General features: G+C 41.0%; 15 protein-coding genes and 1 pseudogene. 9 read left to right on the forward strand and 7 right to left on the reverse strand.

All coding sequences use genetic code 11. From position 1 onward, the window contains the following. Nucleotides 1-10: 10 nt before the first annotated feature. Together R2H34_RS01025 and argS are read right to left on the reverse strand one after the other, a co-directional pair. Entirely contained in the window at nucleotides 11-619 is a 609-nt protein-coding gene (locus R2H34_RS01025; RefSeq protein WP_004905581.1) for an SPOR domain-containing protein, read from the reverse strand. 235 nt (nucleotides 620-854) lie between these two features. Then, nucleotides 855-2,654 (reverse strand): arginine--tRNA ligase, encoded by a 1,800-nt coding sequence (argS, locus tag R2H34_RS01030; protein WP_005403940.1) that lies wholly within the window; start codon nucleotides 2,652-2,654, stop codon nucleotides 855-857. A 468-nt stretch (nucleotides 2,655-3,122) separates the two neighbouring features. Between argS and R2H34_RS01035 the strand changes: the two genes are divergently transcribed. Further along, entirely contained in the window at nucleotides 3,123-4,820 is a 1,698-nt protein-coding gene (locus R2H34_RS01035) for an NAD-dependent malic enzyme (RefSeq protein WP_004956579.1), read from the forward strand. Between the two features lie 39 nt (nucleotides 4,821-4,859). Here R2H34_RS01035 and R2H34_RS01040 read toward each other — a convergent pair. Next, a pseudogene (locus R2H34_RS01040) lies at nucleotides 4,860-6,014 on the reverse strand (IS4 family transposase). 116 nt (nucleotides 6,015-6,130) lie between these two features. After that, nucleotides 6,131-7,051: a Dyp-type peroxidase gene (locus R2H34_RS01045; RefSeq protein ID WP_087540618.1), complete on the reverse strand. Its 921-nt coding sequence runs from the start codon at nucleotides 7,049-7,051 to the stop codon at nucleotides 6,131-6,133. A 158-nt stretch (nucleotides 7,052-7,209) separates the two neighbouring features. Here R2H34_RS01045 and R2H34_RS01050 point away from each other — a divergent pair, with 158 nt between their 5' ends. Next, complete coding sequence (locus R2H34_RS01050; protein WP_004905561.1) at nucleotides 7,210-7,836, forward strand: LysE family transporter; 627 nt, start codon at nucleotides 7,210-7,212, stop codon at nucleotides 7,834-7,836. On the opposite strand, the gene znuB is transcribed toward R2H34_RS01050, so the two are convergent. Genes znuB through R2H34_RS01065 form a run of 3 tightly spaced genes read right to left on the reverse strand, consistent with a single transcriptional unit; the run spans nucleotide 7,833 to nucleotide 9,913 of the window. Beyond that, the gene (gene znuB / locus R2H34_RS01055) at nucleotides 7,833-8,651 is read right to left on the reverse strand and encodes a zinc ABC transporter permease subunit ZnuB (RefSeq protein ID WP_004967037.1); all 819 of its coding nucleotides are present in this window, start codon (nucleotides 8,649-8,651) and stop codon (nucleotides 7,833-7,835) included. The genes R2H34_RS01050 and znuB overlap by 4 nt on opposite strands. Before the next feature lie 3 nt (nucleotides 8,652-8,654). Beyond that, nucleotides 8,655-9,443 carry a zinc ABC transporter ATP-binding protein ZnuC gene (gene znuC, locus R2H34_RS01060; RefSeq protein WP_004967038.1) on the reverse strand — a complete coding sequence of 263 codons (789 nt, stop codon included), beginning with the start codon at nucleotides 9,441-9,443 and terminating at the stop codon, nucleotides 8,655-8,657. Then, the gene (locus R2H34_RS01065; protein WP_004905556.1) at nucleotides 9,416-9,913 is read right to left on the reverse strand and encodes a transcriptional repressor; all 498 of its coding nucleotides are present in this window, start codon (nucleotides 9,911-9,913) and stop codon (nucleotides 9,416-9,418) included. Before R2H34_RS01065 ends, znuC begins: the two co-directional genes overlap by 28 nt. 165 nt (nucleotides 9,914-10,078) lie before the next feature. Here R2H34_RS01065 and R2H34_RS01070 point away from each other — a divergent pair, with 165 nt between their 5' ends. From R2H34_RS01070 to atpA, 7 genes are all read left to right on the forward strand, one after another. Beyond that, nucleotides 10,079-10,918 (forward strand): metal ABC transporter substrate-binding protein, encoded by an 840-nt coding sequence (locus R2H34_RS01070; protein WP_004967039.1) that lies wholly within the window; start codon nucleotides 10,079-10,081, stop codon nucleotides 10,916-10,918. Between the two features lie 170 nt (nucleotides 10,919-11,088). Next, a complete protein-coding gene (locus R2H34_RS01075) occupies nucleotides 11,089-11,487 on the forward strand; it encodes an ATP synthase subunit I (protein ID WP_004956567.1) in 399 nt (132 codons plus the stop codon). A gap of 99 nt (nucleotides 11,488-11,586) precedes the next feature. Beyond that, nucleotides 11,587-12,462, forward strand: a complete 876-nt coding sequence (atpB, locus tag R2H34_RS01080) for a F0F1 ATP synthase subunit A (protein ID WP_004905552.1) — start codon at nucleotides 11,587-11,589, stop codon at nucleotides 12,460-12,462. Between the two features lie 82 nt (nucleotides 12,463-12,544). Next, the gene (atpE, locus tag R2H34_RS01085) at nucleotides 12,545-12,790 is read left to right on the forward strand and encodes a F0F1 ATP synthase subunit C (protein ID WP_000424060.1); all 246 of its coding nucleotides are present in this window, start codon (nucleotides 12,545-12,547) and stop codon (nucleotides 12,788-12,790) included. A 39-nt stretch (nucleotides 12,791-12,829) separates the two neighbouring features. Beyond that, nucleotides 12,830-13,300: a F0F1 ATP synthase subunit B gene (locus R2H34_RS01090; protein ID WP_004905548.1), complete on the forward strand. Its 471-nt coding sequence runs from the start codon at nucleotides 12,830-12,832 to the stop codon at nucleotides 13,298-13,300. Nucleotides 13,301-13,312: 12 nt separating this feature from the next. After that, nucleotides 13,313-13,849 (forward strand): F0F1 ATP synthase subunit delta, encoded by a 537-nt coding sequence (locus R2H34_RS01095; protein ID WP_004905545.1) that lies wholly within the window; start codon nucleotides 13,313-13,315, stop codon nucleotides 13,847-13,849. A gap of 42 nt (nucleotides 13,850-13,891) precedes the next feature. Next, nucleotides 13,892-15,436 (forward strand): F0F1 ATP synthase subunit alpha, encoded by a 1,545-nt coding sequence (gene atpA / locus R2H34_RS01100; protein ID WP_004777723.1) that lies wholly within the window; start codon nucleotides 13,892-13,894, stop codon nucleotides 15,434-15,436. Nucleotides 15,437-15,443: the final 7 nt, after the last annotated feature.

Below are 15,443 nucleotides of genomic sequence, written 5' to 3' on the forward strand. Positions count from 1 at the left end.
ATTTTGCCGATCAACGTTTGATGACAATCGAATCAATACCACTATTTTGAAGTGTTTGTTGTGCTGCTAAAGCGGCATCTTGGCTATCGTATGGTCCTGAAAAAACACGATACCATGTTTGACCATTTTCAACAGTTTTGACTACATCTGCCGATAAACCATTTAAAATAATTTCGGCACGTCGTGCATCGGCACTATCAGGATCTGGATAGCTTCTCACTTGTAAAATATAAGTGGCTTGAGCAGGAGCTGTTTGCTCACTTGGCGTAATTCCTCCTGACGCATCAGCGTTTGTCGTCTCTGCGGCTGGGGATTCAATAATCACGACATTACCTTGCTGTTTGGTTTCAGGAACAGCTTGTTCAGGAATTGGCGTGACTTGTTGTTGAGGGAGCAGATCATAGAAGCGATAGTCTTTGTTGGTATCTTCTTCTTGATAATGCTCTGATGTCACCTGGTTTTTAGCAGGTACAGGTTGCCATGGTTTCCATAGCATCAACATAACCGCAACACATAGAATCGCCAAAATGGCTACAAGCATACCGAGCCACTTGGGTATGAGTGGTTTTTTGGGTTTATTTGGTCGTTCAGATACACCACGTTGCGTTTTTCCAAACACCTGAAATTCCTCTTGATCCTATTATGTTATTTGTAACGTGAATCATTGAATAAACAAAGCATTATGTTCAAAAATAATGCGTTATTCACCTTATTATTTATCAGATAAAACCTAAGATAGTGTTTTTTTCTGTAAAGTGAATATGAATCTCTCATTTCTTAAACTTAAACGATATAAATAATAAAGCAAGCAAAGCGAACTTTGCTTGCATCTATTAATTATAACGTTGTTTAGATTACATTGAGTCTGGTGCAGATACGCCCAATAACTCTAAACCATTACGTAACACTTGCTGTACATTCGTTGAGAGCAGTAAGCGTGCTTGAGACAATGAGGTATTTGTTTCATCTACAAATTTCACACCATCTTGTGCATACCAACCATGGAATAGTGCAGCCAAATCTTTGAGATAGTTACCAATTTGATGTGGTTCGCAAACATTTGCAGCTCGTACAACAATTTCAGGATAAGCTGCTAATTTTGCAAGGATTTCTGTTTCTGTCTCTAAGGTTAATAGATCAGCAAACTGTCGTGCATTCGTAGCGTCAAATACAATGCCTTTTTCTTTAGCACGATTGACAATACTGTTTACACGCGCATGCGCATATTGGATGTAATACACCGCATTGTCTTTGCTTTGCGAAACTGCGAGGTCTAAGTCAAAATCAATATGTTGCTCAGATTTACGCATCACGTAATAGAAGCGTGCCGCATCATTACCAACTTCTTTACGTAGATCACGCAATGTGACGAACTGACCTGAACGAGATGACATTTGTACCATCTCACCGCCACGCCACAAACTCACGAACTGAACTAAAAGTACAGTCAATTTCTTCGAGTCATAGCCCATCGCGTCAATTGCTGCTTTAACACGTGAGATATAACCATGATGGTCTGAACCCCAAATATCAATTAAGTCAGTATAACCACGTTGTAATTTATTCAAATGATAAGCAATGTCGGATGCAAAATAAGTGGTTTGACCGTTACGACGTTTCACAACACGATCTTTTTCATCACCAAATTCAGTTGATTTAAACCAGATATTGCCATCTTTTTCGTATAGGAAACCACGCTGATCAAGCGTTGCAAGTGCTTCATCAATTTTATCAGCCAATGATGCTTCACTAAACCATTGATCAAAGGTAACACCAAAGTCTGCGAGGTCGTCTTTAATATCATCTAAAATGGCATGCAAAGCCGCTTGGTGGAAAACGCGATAGCCTTCACCTAAATGCTGTTGAGAATTCGCAATTAAACCATCAATATGCTTTTCTTTATCCCCAGAGAGCACAACTTTGTTGCCATCAGCGTCTAATTCTTCTGCATATTGAACGTCTTCTGGAACATCTTTGTAGATATCTGCAACTGGACGAACGTGTGCATCGCCATCTTTATCTATAATGCTTTGTGCGATTTCTTTCACGTAGTCGCCTTGGTAGGCATTCTTAGGGAAAACAAGAATTTGACCTGTTAACTCTAAATAGCGCAAATAAGTAGAAGTCGCCAAAATATCCATTTGACGACCAGCATCATTTACATAGTATTCGCGATCAACTTTAGCGCCTGTTGCTTCTAATAAGTTTGCAACAGTCATACCGTAAGCAGCGCCACGACCATGCCCAACATGTAGGCTAGAAGTAGGGTTCGCTGATACAAACTCAACTTGGATTTTTTTCGCAGCGTTCACTTGGCTACGACCATATTGATCTTTCTGTGCTTGAATTTGGTCGAGCACAGCAAAGCGTTGATCAGCATTTAAAAAGAAGTTAATGAATCCTGGACCAGCAATTTCTGCTTTACTAATATCAGCAACTTCTGGAAGTGCTGCTAGGATTTTTTCAGCAAGATCACGAGGTTTCATACCCGCAGCTTTTGATCCAATCATCGCAATATTCGAAGCAAAGTCACCGTGACTTCGGTCTTTGGTACGGGTTAAATGGCTCGTGTTTGTCCAATCTGAAGGAAGTATCCCTTGTTGTTGAAGGGATTGCACCGCATGATCAAGAGCTGATTGTATTGCCGTATTCATAGTTACCGAAATAAATGTCGCGGAAAAACGCTAAATATAGCAAATTTCGCTCCTGTTAGGGGAGACATTTGGCGGCTGAGTGAATAATTTTAGTTAAGTAATGACCTGTGTGAATGAAAGGTTCATTGAATCTCAGCTTTTAGTTTGATTGGTAATTTCTGATTTGAATGAATGTGGATTGGATCAAGTGTTCAAGAGTTTTATATTATTTAATTATGAAATGGTTGATAACATCAAAATTTATGTGCTTAAGATTTATTTATAACTATGAATTATCACAACATAATTATAATTGTATGAAAATATTATGAAATATCTCTTGTATGTCGCTATTGAATACTAAGCCTGAACTGTATCACTGTTTAAAATGTCATTTTTATACGAAATAGCCTTAAGCTATTAGACACCACGAGCATGAAGTGATCTTTAAGAGGCTTTTGTGCTCTAAGCTGGAAAATGAGATAGGCAATGACAACAGGAAATCCAAGTAAACACCCTCTTTATATCCCATATGCAGGTTATACCCTCCTAGAATTACCACTTTTAAATAAAGGTTCGGCGTTCACTCAAGAAGAACGAACCAACTTTAATTTGCACGGTTTACTTCCACATATTATTGAAACTATTGAAGAACAGAGTCAGCGTTCATATCAGCAATATTGTGCGTTTAGTGATGACATCAATAAGCATATCTATTTACGCAATATTCAAGACACCAATGAAACCTTGTTTTATCACCTCATCGAACATCATTTAGAAGAAATGATGCCGATTATTTATACACCAACTGTCGGGGAAGCATGTCAGCGTTTCTCAGATATTTACCGCCGTCATCGTGGTGTTTTTATCTCATATCCTGATCGTGAATTTATTGATGATATTTTACAAAATGTGAATAAAAACAATGTAAAAGTGATCGTGATTACCGATGGTGAGCGTATCTTGGGATTAGGCGACCAAGGGATTGGCGGGATGGGTATCCCGATTGGGAAGCTGTCTTTATACACTGCTTGTGGCGGAATTAGCCCAGCCTATACTTTGCCGATTACAATCGATGTCGGAACCAATAATCAGCAACTATTAAATGATCCGATTTATATGGGATGGCGTCAGCCTCGTATCAATGGCGATGAGTATTATGAATTTATCGATCATGTGATTAATGCGGTTAAACGACGTTGGCCAAAAGCTTTGATTCAGTTTGAAGATTTTGCTCAAAAGAATGCTATGCCGTTATTGCAAAAATACCGCGATAAGATTTGTTGTTTCAATGATGATATCCAAGGTACTGCGGCCGTTTCGGTTGGAAGTTTGATTGCAGCGAGTCGAGCGGCAGGAAAACAATTAAAAGATCAAACAATTGCCTTTTTGGGGGCGGGCTCAGCAGGTTGTGGTATTGCTGAACAAATCATAGCCCAAATGATGGCAGAAGGTTTGACGGATGCTGAAGCACGTGCACGCGTATATATGGTTGATCGTTTTGGTTTAATCACTGAGAATCAGCCGAACTTGTTAGATTTCCAGCGTAAGTTAGCGCAAAAGGCGGAAGTCATCGAGCAGTGGGCGAAAGTTGAAGATATTATTTCTTTGTTAGATGTTGTGCAGAATGTCAAACCGACCGTATTGATTGGTGTCTCGGGGCAACCAGGCTTATTCACTGAAGAAATTATTCGTACCATGGCGGCACATTGTGAACGTCCTATAGTCATGCCTTTATCAAACCCAACTTCTCGCGTTGAAGCAGTACCTGCAGACATAATTGAGTGGACTGAAGGACGTGCGTTGATTGCAACGGGTAGTCCATTTGCACCTGTGAATTATCATGGTCAACTATACAATATTGCTCAATGCAATAATTCTTATATCTTCCCAGGTATTGGTTTGGGTGTAGTCGCTTGTGCAGCTACCCGAATCACTGAAAATATGTTGATGGCTTCAAGTCGTGCATTGGCTGATTGCTCTCCTTTATTAGCAGATGCTCAAGCAGACTTATTACCTCCATTAGGTGAGATTCAGGCTGTGTCTAAAGTGATTGCTTTTGAGGTGGCGAAAGCTGCGATTCAAGATGGTGTTGCGGTAACGATCAGTGATGATTTATTGCAACAAAAAATAGAAGAATCTTTCTGGCATCCTGAATACCGTCGATATAAACGAATCCCGTTTTAAATAAAAAGGAGCGTAACGCTCACTGCTGTCCCACAAATATCACAAGAAGAACCTCAATTGAGGTTCTTCTTGTTTTCGCCATTTTTTATCAGGCACAAAGAGTGACCTTAAAAGTTTCCTTTCAAATAAATTGACCTGAATAATTCTCAGTAAACGCTGAACACTCCATCCTTCTTGTGCCATGTGTTTAGCGAAGTTCACCAGCAAATAGGCAATTAATGCAATCCATATTTGCGTTTGTATCGCATTGCGGCTTCGACCTAGAAATGACTTCAGTTTTAAATTCTGCTTGATGGCTTTAAAGAATAACTCAATCTTCTAGCGGTCTTTATAAATTGCAGCAATGGTGGATGCTGCCAGATGAAAGTTGTTGCTCAGAAATTCGAATGTTCTTTTCTTATCTGTATCATAAAACTCTATACGTCTTAATAATTCAGGTGCGCCTCTTTTCTTGGCATACGCACTGCTCAATTCAATACATTCATCCGCAATAATCCCTTTAGTCGCTAATACGCTGCGGCTTGATTTAACTTGATAAACTGTCTTTGGGCGTAGCCGGGTTACAAAGCTGACGTTCTGAAGTGTCAACTGAGCAAACCATTGATAATCAACATATCCTTTATCAAAGACGATAATGCTGCCAGCAGGAAATTTAAATGCTCTGCCTTGCACCATATCATTTTCAATACCATCCCCAAGCGCTACAAATTCAGGAATGGTATTGCTGTGATTTAAGCCAACACTGAGTTTAATACTGGCTTTGGATTCATGTACTTTTGCCCATGCGCACAATGACAGTGAAAGATCAATATGACTGGCATCTAGTGAATACAGTGGATTCTTGAATCTAAATTTATGTGCAGTTTTAGAGTTTTCACAGCGCTGAAGCAGCTGTGTGAACAATTGCTGATACAGGCTGGCGGGCTGTTCTTCGTTGAGTCTTGCTAAGGTGCTTCGCGCAATTCTCTTCGCGCCAAGATGATAGAGCTTTTCCTGCTGGGATTCGAGATTGGATTGAATGTCTCTTAAGCTTTGCCGACAAGAAAGTTGGGACATCAATATGGCAACAAACTGATCCCAGCGGGTGGCTGATCTTAATTTTTGCCCAGAGTGGTGCAGTTTAGCCAGACGTTCAAAATCTTGTCTTAGAATGGGTTTGAGTAATTGATGAAATACGGTATTCTGATGTGACAAAACCTGAGTCCTTTATAGTTAAAGTGTTTGTTTGCACTCATATTTTAACTATTTAGACTCAGGTTTTTTTATTTAGAGCAAACTATGGGACAGTAGTGGCGTAACGCTCCTTTTTTTTAAACTGCCAATATTTCCTCTAGAAGTTCATCACTAGGCGCAAAGTAATAGGCACCATCAACTGCTGTAGTGAAATGTAATAGGCGATCATGAATGCCATCACCAGCAGTTCCGAACATACGCTGTAACATTGCATCAATAATATTTAGATCATTGGTATAGGCGACGAAAAATAAACCTTGTTCACCTTTGCCATCACCATATGGCAAGCTGTGGCGGAGGATTTCCATTTCTTCACCCTCATCATCCTCCACGACTGTACGTGCAACATGGGAGTTTTCAGGTTTGACATCATCATCAAGTTCAATTGACTCTAATTTGGTACGACCAAATACTTGCTCTTGCGTATCGACTTTGAGTTGTTGCCATTTCGCTAAGTCGTGGACATAACGTTGAGCAAAAATAAAACTTCCATCCGCAAATTTGCCTGCTTGCTCAGGTAGCAGCGCGGCTTCAGCACGATCGTCAGGAAATTGAGGGTTTTCAGTGCCGTCAATAAACCCTGTCATATCACGTCCATCAAAAAATCTAAAACAATGGCGTTCATCCAAGACTTCTACTTTGTCTTGAATACCTGCAAAGAAAGCTTGACTGATTGAGAAGCAAATATCAGCACGTGCACTTGCAATATGAATAAATACATCTGCTGGTACAACAGGCATATTAAATGCGCCACTTTGAGGGTCGAGTTGTTTAAAACCTTCTGGTGTTTCAGTGCTGAGTTGTGCCCACAACTCAGGACCAAACGCAACAGCAGTTTTAATTTGATCATTTGGATGTTGGGTGATGAGGCGGTCGCGAGTTGACAGGAGAACTTCAATCTGTTGTTTTAATTCAGAAATTGTAAGATCTTTTAAGCGAAGCACGATAAAGCGTGCATGATCTGAAGGTAGTGGAAGAATGACAGATTGAGCAGTCATTAAAATCTCCTTAATTATTTTTTAATACAGCAAAAAACAATATTGTGCCTGATGATATAACTGTTTAATAGTTTATTTATTCTTTTTTACCTCATGAATTAGCAGAAAATTTCAGCAATAAAACAGTATAATTCCACTTTTATTTATCTCTTTTATATATGAGTTTCCAAGTTTGGTTCGCCTTTATGTTGGCATGCTGGGTGATTAGTCTTTCTCCAGGGGCGGGGGCGATCGCTTCAATGTCGAGTGGTTTAAACTATGGCTTTAAGCATGGCTATTGGAATGCGATTGGCTTGCAGCTGGCTTTGATTATTCAAATTATGATTGTAGCCGCAGGTGTGGGAGTTCTTTTTGCGACGACACCGTGGGCGTTTCAGGTGGTGAAATGGTTTGGGGTCATTTATTTATTATACTTAGCTTATGTTCAGTGGACTGCCCCAGCTCAAAATATTGATATTCAAACCGAGCAGAAAAACACACCTGCTTTAGTACTAGTGTTTAAAGGATTTATCGTCAACATGAGTAATCCTAAAGCTATCGTTTTTTTGTTGGCTGTACTCCCGCAATTTTTAGATTTAAACCAACCGCAGTGGATACAATATGTGATCATGGCGATTACAATGGTCGTGATTGATTTGATGGTGATGGCAGCATACACAGGACTTGCATCAAAAATCTTGAGATTACTGCGTTCACCTCGACAGCAAAAATATTTAAATCGAAGTTTTGCGGTGATGTTTGGTTGTGCAGCCGCATTGTTGAGTGCAATTCAGCAAACGAGTTAATCTTTTGCTGAAGATACGCTAAGAGATTTAAATTTTTGTGTTGCGAAAATAGCTGCGAATGTAAGTGCCATAAACAAAACGATGCTTAATCCTGTAGCAATATTTAATGCTGCACTTGACCATAATCCAACGGTTACTCCAAATTGAGCAAGCACAAATGCCCAAATCACCATTTGTTTAGGGGAGTGAGCCAGTAAGCGAGCACTCAATGCGGGAATGACCAGCAAAGCACCCATCAGTAGAGAGCCTACTGCGCGAAGTGCCAACACGGTAAATAAAGCGAGAAGCAACATAAAAACTAGACGCTGCCATTTAGCATTCACACCTTCACTGATCGCAATGTCAGGGTCAATAGAAATCTGAATTTGTGCGGACCATGAGCGATAAAGAACAACCAATGCTGCAGCGATAACAATCGCAAATAAAGGTAAATCAGCCCATTCGATACTCAATAGATCGCCAAATAAGTAGCTTAATAGTTCAGGTCTTAAACTTGGTAAATGCTGTATTAGAAGTAGGCCTGAGCACAGTAATGTCGCTGAACACAATGCCAATAAGGCATCATTTGGCAATCTTGAATCATGTAGAACCCATAAAATAGCGACTAAGAGTCCTGCTAAACAACCAACACCTAACCAAAAAGGCAGTTGAAGCATTCCTGCTATGGCAACACCGAGTAATGTGCCATGCGCCATAGTGTCTGCAAAAAATGACATCCTGCGCCAAAGCATCAGACAACCTAAAGGTGCTGTGAGAAATACTAGCAATGTCCCCATGATCCAAGCAGGTAACAGTAACTCTAACCATTCCATCATCGCTTAGACCTTTGGTTCAGGGTGGATATGTGGACGAGGGTCATGCGTACAGGATTCAACATGATCGCTATGCCCACAATGATTGTGGTGATGCTGATAAAACATGCGTTGAGTTCCAAAAATTGCTTGATACTCAGGATGCTGTTGAATGCTTTCAGGTAGTCCGCTACAACAAATGTGCTTATTGAGACAAACTACACGATGCGTACCTTGCATAACCCACTGTAAATCGTGAGAAACCATTAAAACAGCACAACCATAACGCTCTGGCAGACTACGTACGTATTCATACAGTTCGGCTTCTGATTGGATGTCTAAACCCTGCATGGGTTCGTCAAGAACTAAAATATCAGGTTGACGTAATAAGGCGCGAGCAAGGAGAACACGCTGACGTTCTCCTCCGGATAACTGCTGAACTTTAGATAATTGTAGTTTTGAAATCCCAGTGTCCTGAATAATTTCTTTGCGAAGATCACTTGCACATGCTTCTAGATCAAGTAAGTCTTGGACACGTAAGGGCAGGCTGCTAGACGGATTAAATTTTTGTGGGACATATGCCATTTTTAGCTTTTTAGCAAAAGTGACTTTGCCCGCGTTGGGTTGCATGATGCCAAGCAATACTTTGATTAACGTAGACTTACCAGCGCCATTCGGACCAATCAATGTGACGATTTCTTTTGCTTGTAAAGCAAAATTAACATTTCTAAGGATGTCTCGTTCATCTCGTCGAACCGAAATATTTTCAAGTTCAATCAATGAAGGGCTTATTGACGAGTGCTGCACTGATGACATTTTCCAGAGATTTCAATAATGCTGTGTTGCGCGATAAATTGATCAGATGCCGCCAATTGATCTAACTGTTGAATTAAGCCTTGAGCAGATGCTTCTTTTACAGAGTGGCATTCTGTACAAATCAAAAAAGCAGCTTGATGTCCTTCACGTGGATGGCAGCAAGGGATGTAAGCATTGATTGAGGTTAAACGATGGATTAAACCTTTCTCTAGCAGGAAATCTAATGTTCGATACACCGTCGGTGGTGCAGCAGGGCGATCAGCTTGACCTTTTATTTTTGCCAGCAGATCATAGGCGCCCATAGGGGCTGAGGCATTTAGAATGAGTTCAAGAACTTCTTTGCGTAAAGGTGTTAGTCGTGCGCCAACCGCAGTACATAAAAGCTCTGCTTCCGCAATTCTTGCTTTAATATCGTGATGACCGTGGACACCGTGCAAAGCATTATCATGTTCATGTGAACAAGAACTCATAACTTGACCTCATTGTTTTGCACATATCATAACATGCAAATGATCTATAACTATCTATATCGTGATCTTGATGATTATGGTGACAAAGGGGGTAGAAAATAGACATAGGCAATTTTTAACTTTTGTTATATTATAACATGCTTCGCTAAGTTGAGTACTACTGTAATGTCACGCCTTTTAATCTTTGTTTTCTTTTCAATGTTTAGTACATGGGGGTGGACTCAAAGTTTAGTGGTTTCGACACATCCAATTTATTTGATCGCTAAGGAAGTAACACAAGGAATTGAAGAACCTGTATTACTTTTAAATGATCAAACTGGACATGATGTTCAATTGACTCCTGCTCACCGCAAAGCGATTCAGGATGCCTCTTTAGTGATATGGCTAGGCAAGGCACATGAAGCACCTTTAGAAAAGCTCTTAGGTCAAAATCGAAAAGCGATTGCTTTATTGGACTCAGGAATTTTAACGATACTTCCTCAGCGTAGTTTACGTGGAGTAGCTTTAGCGAATACGATGGATAGTCATGTTTGGTTGGAACCAAATAATGCAGTTCGTATTGCTTTCTTTATTGCGACTTTGCGATCACAGCAAAATCCAGAAAATAAAAATAAATATATGTCAAATGCAAAAAACTTTGCACAACAAATGCTACAGGCTTCGCAAATATACGAGAGTACTAATAAGGCAAAACCATATTGGTCTTATCATGATGCCTATCAATATTTAGAGCGGGCGCTGAATTTGAAGTTTGCTGGAGCATTAACTGATGATCCGCATATTGCGCCTACAGCTGCACAAATAAAGTACTTAAAAGATAGTCGACCAAAGTCAAAAATGTGCCTATTGGCTGAAACTTCGGCAAGTTCAAGCCAATATCAGAAGCTAAATCCCATTATCTTTGAATCAGTAGATGAAAGCATGAGAGGGGAGGATGATTTTGTGGTTGCTTGGAAAAAATTGGCTTCAAAAACCGATAAGTGCGTATTAAGTGCGCAAAAATGATGAAAAAAAATTAATTGAGTTGACTCTATCGTCAGAAAATATGGTAACGAAAAAAGCAGACTTAAGTCGAGAAAAGATTGCATGTTCAGGGGTGTAACTCTATAATGCCTGCGATTCGAAACGATCATCAATAAAACTTGTCAAGCAGTTACGCTGTAAGTGGGTAAAAAATGAGCCGAACTAGTCGCATGATTGACCGACGATTAGCAAAAGCTTTGGTCTTCTTACAAGCGTGTATGATTCCAGTGGCAGCTTTATTGGCTTGGCTGATTAAAGATACAACTGCTGCTTTAAGTGCTGCGCTTGGAGCTTTGGTCTGTTGGTTAGCACACTGTTATTTTGCTTGGCAGTCGTTCAGAACGGCAGGTGCCAGAGCATCAAAACAAGTTATGCTAAACATGTATCGAGGCATGCTTGGGAAGTTTGCGATTGTGATCGTTGGTTTTATATTAATTTTAAGCAATGTTAAACCGCTGTCACCGGTTGCATTGTTTAGTGGATTTATCCTCGTACAAGCGATGTCGTGGGTCGCGCCGTTTTGGGCGTCGCGTCTACAAAAACGTGGATAAAGCACATTTTGAGATTTTTGGAAGTAGAAACGAGATTATTGCAGTACGCATGGTTCGTTTAACTTCTTTTTAATGATTGACATTGACCAGGTGTGATTTATGGCTGCTGAAGAACATGCCCTGACTTCGACCGAGTATATCAAGCATCACTTGACCAATATGACCTATGGCAAAATGCCTGATGGTACATGGAAATTGGCTGAGACTGCTGAAGAAGCTCAATCGATGGGGTTCACTGCAATTCACTTGGATTCAATGGGTTGGTCTATCGGACTTGGTGTTATTTTCTGTTTGTTGTTCTGGACAGTTGCGAAAGCTGCGAATGCAGGTGTACCAACTAAATTCCAATCAGCGATCGAGATGATCATTGAGTTTGTTGACTCAAGTGTTCGTGATACTTTCCACGGCAAATCACGTTTAATTGCTCCACTTTCATTGACCATTTTCGTGTGGATTTTCCTCATGAACGCAATGGACTTGATTCCTGTAGACTGGATTCCTTATCTAGCTCAACAGATTGGTGCAAGTGTATTTGGTATGGACCCTCACCACGTTTATTTCAAGGTTGTTCCATCTACTGACCCGAACATTACTTTAGGTATGTCATTGTCGGTATTTGTGTTGATCTTGTTCTACAGCATCCGTGAAAAAGGTGTTGGAGGATTCGTTGGCGAGTTGGCACTTAACCCGTTTAATCCAAGTAACCCAGTTGCAAAAGCGTTATTGATTCCAGTGAACTTGATTTTGGAATTAGTAACTTTCCTTGCTCGTCCAGTTTCGTTGGCTCTACGACTGTTCGGTAACATGTATGCAGGTGAGTTAATCTTCATCTTAATCGCGTTATTACCGTTCTGGATCCAGTGGGCGTTATCTGTGCCTTGGGCTATCTTCCACATTCTTGTAATCACGCTGCAAGCATTTATCTTTATGATGCTGACCATCGTTTACTTGAGCATGGCAAGCGAAAAGCATTAATGGTATTGCCTAACTATCACCTGATGGTTGGGCTTAAATTTTAGTTTAATTTGGTAATAACCTAACCTCTGAGGAATTTTTCATGGAACTCACTTTAGGTCTAGTTGCAATTGCATCTGCTATCTTGATCGCTTTCGGTGCTTTAGGTACTGCGATTGGTTTTGGTCTTTTAGGTGGTCGCTTCTTAGAAGCTGTTGCTCGTCAACCAGAATTGGCTCCACAACTTCAAACTCGTATGTTCTTAATCGCGGGTCTTCTTGATGCTGTGCCTATGATCGGTGTTGGTATTGGCTTGTTCTTCATCTTCGCTAATCCATTTGTAGGTTAATAGCTTAATTCCTAAATCCACATATTGAGGAATAGCGAAATGAATATCAACCTCACATTGATTGGTCAAGCAATTGCATTTGCGATGTTCGTCGCATTCTGCATGAAGTTTGTTTGGCCACCACTAATCAATGCGATTAGTGAGCGTCAGCGTAAAATCGCTGATGGCTTAAACGCTGCTGAAAAAGCTAAAGCTGACCTTGCTGATGCGCAAGCACAAGTTAAGGCAGAGTTAGATGCAGCGAAAGCACAAGCGGCTCAATTGATCGAACAAGCGAACCGTCGTGCAGCACAATTGGTAGAAGAAGCGCGTACCCAGGCTGCGGCTGAAGGTGAACGTATTCGTCAACAGGCGAAAGAAACTGTTGATCAAGACATCAATGCTGCTCGCGAAGAATTACGTCAACAAGTTGCTGCTTTGGCAGTTGCTGGCGCAGAAAAAATTCTGAACCAACAAGTTGACGCAGAAGCTCATAATGCCATGCTGACTCAGCTGGCTGCTAAACTATAAGCGAGGCGAAATATGGCTGAACTCTTGACGTTAGCACGCCCGTACGCCAAAGCAGCATTTGCTTATGCATCTGAGCAGAATGCAACTGACGCTTGGTCAAATGCGTTACAACTGCTCAGTGCTGCGGTGCAAGACGAAGCATTTTCCGCTTATTTAAATCGCCCTGAGCTGACTCCTGCGGAACAAGTAGGTCTTTTTGCGAAAGTTTTAGGTGAAGATCAATCTCAATCAGTGTCTAACTTTTTGACACTTCTTGCAGATAACGATCGTTTAGTTTTATTGCCTGAAATTGCTGCAGAATACGAATTACTTAAATCGCAGAACAACAACACGTTGGAAGTGGAGATTGAATCTGCTTTTCCAATGGATGCGACACAAGAGCATATTTTAGCTCATGCGCTTGAAAAACGTTTTAACAGAACTGTACATGTGACTGTTAGCGTTAATCCAGCGTTAATCGCAGGTGTTGTGATTCGTGCAGGCGACCAAGTGATAGATGACTCTGCGCTTAACAAGCTTGAAAAAATGCGGACTCGTCTTCTTGCGTAACAGCAAAAAGACTGAACTTAAAAAAGATTGAGGAATAGCGCAATGCAACAACTGAATCCATCCGAGATCAGTGCGCTCATTAAACAGCGTATCGGCGATCTGGACACCAGCGCGACCGCTAAGAATGAAGGTACCATCGTCATGGTATCTGACGGTATCGTGCGTATTCACGGTCTTGCGGATGCAATGTACGGTGAAATGATCGAATTCGACGGCGGCTTATTTGGTATGGCACTGAACCTAGAACAGGATTCAGTGGGTGCCGTTGTTTTAGGTAACTACCTAAGCCTTCAAGAAGGTCAAAAAGCTCGTTGTACAGGTCGTGTATTAGAAGTTCCGGTAGGTCCTGAACTTCTTGGCCGTGTCGTAGACGCTTTGGGTAATCCAATTGATGGTAAAGGCCCTATTGATGCAAAACTAACTGATGCTGTTGAAAAAGTAGCACCAGGTGTAATTTGGCGTCAATCTGTCGACGAACCTGTTCAAACTGGTTATAAATCAGTTGATACCATGATCCCTGTAGGTCGTGGTCAGCGTGAGTTGATCATTGGTGACCGTCAAACTGGTAAAACAGCAATGGCGATCGATGCGATCATCGCTCAGAAAAACTCTGGCATTAAATGTGTATACGTTGCGATTGGTCAAAAACAATCAACAATTGCAAACGTTGTACGTAAGCTAGAAGAAACTGGCGCTATGGCGTATACAACTGTTGTCGCAGCTGCGGCAGCTGATCCTGCAGCTATGCAGTATTTAGCTCCGTACTCAGGCTGTACAATGGGTGAATACTTCCGTGACCGCGGTGAAGATGCGTTAATTATTTATGATGATTTGTCTAAGCAAGCTGTTGCTTACCGTCAAATTTCATTGTTATTACGTCGTCCACCAGGTCGTGAAGCGTATCCAGGTGACGTATTCTATCTTCACTCACGTCTTCTTGAGCGTGCTTCGCGCGTTTCAGCTGACTATGTTGAGAAGTTCACGAACGGTGCAGTAACTGGTCAAACTGGTTCTTTAACTGCGTTACCGATCATTGAAACTCAAGCGGGTGACGTATCTGCATTCGTACCAACGAACGTAATTTCGATTACTGACGGTCAGATCTTCTTAGAAACATCATTATTCAACGCGGGTATTCGTCCTGCTGTGAACGCGGGTATCTCTGTATCGCGTGTTGGTGGTTCTGCTCAAACTAAGATCATCAAAAAATTGTCTGGTGGTATCCGTACTGCTTTAGCACAATACCGTGAATTGGCTGCGTTTGCTCAGTTCGCTTCAGATCTTGATGAAGCAACTCGTAAGCAACTTGAGCATGGTCAACGTGTAACTGAGTTAATGAAGCAGAAACAATATGCTCCTTACTCAATTGCTGACCAAGCTGTATCTGTTTATGCATCTAACGAAGGCTACATGGCTGACGTTGAAGTGAAGAAAATCGTAGACTTTGATGCTGCGTTAATTGCTTACTTCCGTTCAGAACATGCTGCGTTAATGCAACAGATCGATGAAACTGGTGATTATAACAAAGACATCGAAGCAGCATTCAAAGCAGGTATTGAGAGCTTCAAAGCGACTCAAACTTACTAAGTTTATC

This window comes from Acinetobacter sp. 16 (genome assembly GCF_033439925.1).
GTDB classification, from domain to species: domain Bacteria; phylum Pseudomonadota; class Gammaproteobacteria; order Pseudomonadales; family Moraxellaceae; genus Acinetobacter; species Acinetobacter junii.

What these genes read in the sequence shown, in the direction of transcription:
- argS (WP_005403940.1), bottom strand. Translation starts at nt 2,654, where the DNA reads ATGAATACGGCAATACAATCAGCTCTTGATCATGCGGTGCAATCCCTT.
- R2H34_RS01035 (WP_004956579.1), top strand. Translation starts at nt 3,123, where the DNA reads ATGACAACAGGAAATCCAAGTAAACACCCTCTTTATATCCCATATGCA.
- R2H34_RS01045 (WP_087540618.1), bottom strand. Translation starts at nt 7,051, where the DNA reads ATGACTGCTCAATCTGTCATTCTTCCACTACCTTCAGATCATGCACGC.
- R2H34_RS01050 (WP_004905561.1), top strand. Translation starts at nt 7,210, where the DNA reads ATGAGTTTCCAAGTTTGGTTCGCCTTTATGTTGGCATGCTGGGTGATT.
- znuB (WP_004967037.1), bottom strand. Translation starts at nt 8,651, where the DNA reads ATGATGGAATGGTTAGAGTTACTGTTACCTGCTTGGATCATGGGGACA.
- znuC (WP_004967038.1), bottom strand. Translation starts at nt 9,443, where the DNA reads ATGTCATCAGTGCAGCACTCGTCAATAAGCCCTTCATTGATTGAACTT.
- R2H34_RS01065 (WP_004905556.1), bottom strand. Translation starts at nt 9,913, where the DNA reads ATGAGTTCTTGTTCACATGAACATGATAATGCTTTGCACGGTGTCCAC.
- R2H34_RS01070 (WP_004967039.1), top strand. Translation starts at nt 10,079, where the DNA reads ATGTCACGCCTTTTAATCTTTGTTTTCTTTTCAATGTTTAGTACATGG.
- R2H34_RS01075 (WP_004956567.1), top strand. Translation starts at nt 11,089, where the DNA reads ATGAGCCGAACTAGTCGCATGATTGACCGACGATTAGCAAAAGCTTTG.
- atpB (WP_004905552.1), top strand. Translation starts at nt 11,587, where the DNA reads ATGGCTGCTGAAGAACATGCCCTGACTTCGACCGAGTATATCAAGCAT.
- atpE (WP_000424060.1), top strand. Translation starts at nt 12,545, where the DNA reads ATGGAACTCACTTTAGGTCTAGTTGCAATTGCATCTGCTATCTTGATC.
- R2H34_RS01090 (WP_004905548.1), top strand. Translation starts at nt 12,830, where the DNA reads ATGAATATCAACCTCACATTGATTGGTCAAGCAATTGCATTTGCGATG.
- R2H34_RS01095 (WP_004905545.1), top strand. Translation starts at nt 13,313, where the DNA reads ATGGCTGAACTCTTGACGTTAGCACGCCCGTACGCCAAAGCAGCATTT.
- atpA (WP_004777723.1), top strand. Translation starts at nt 13,892, where the DNA reads ATGCAACAACTGAATCCATCCGAGATCAGTGCGCTCATTAAACAGCGT.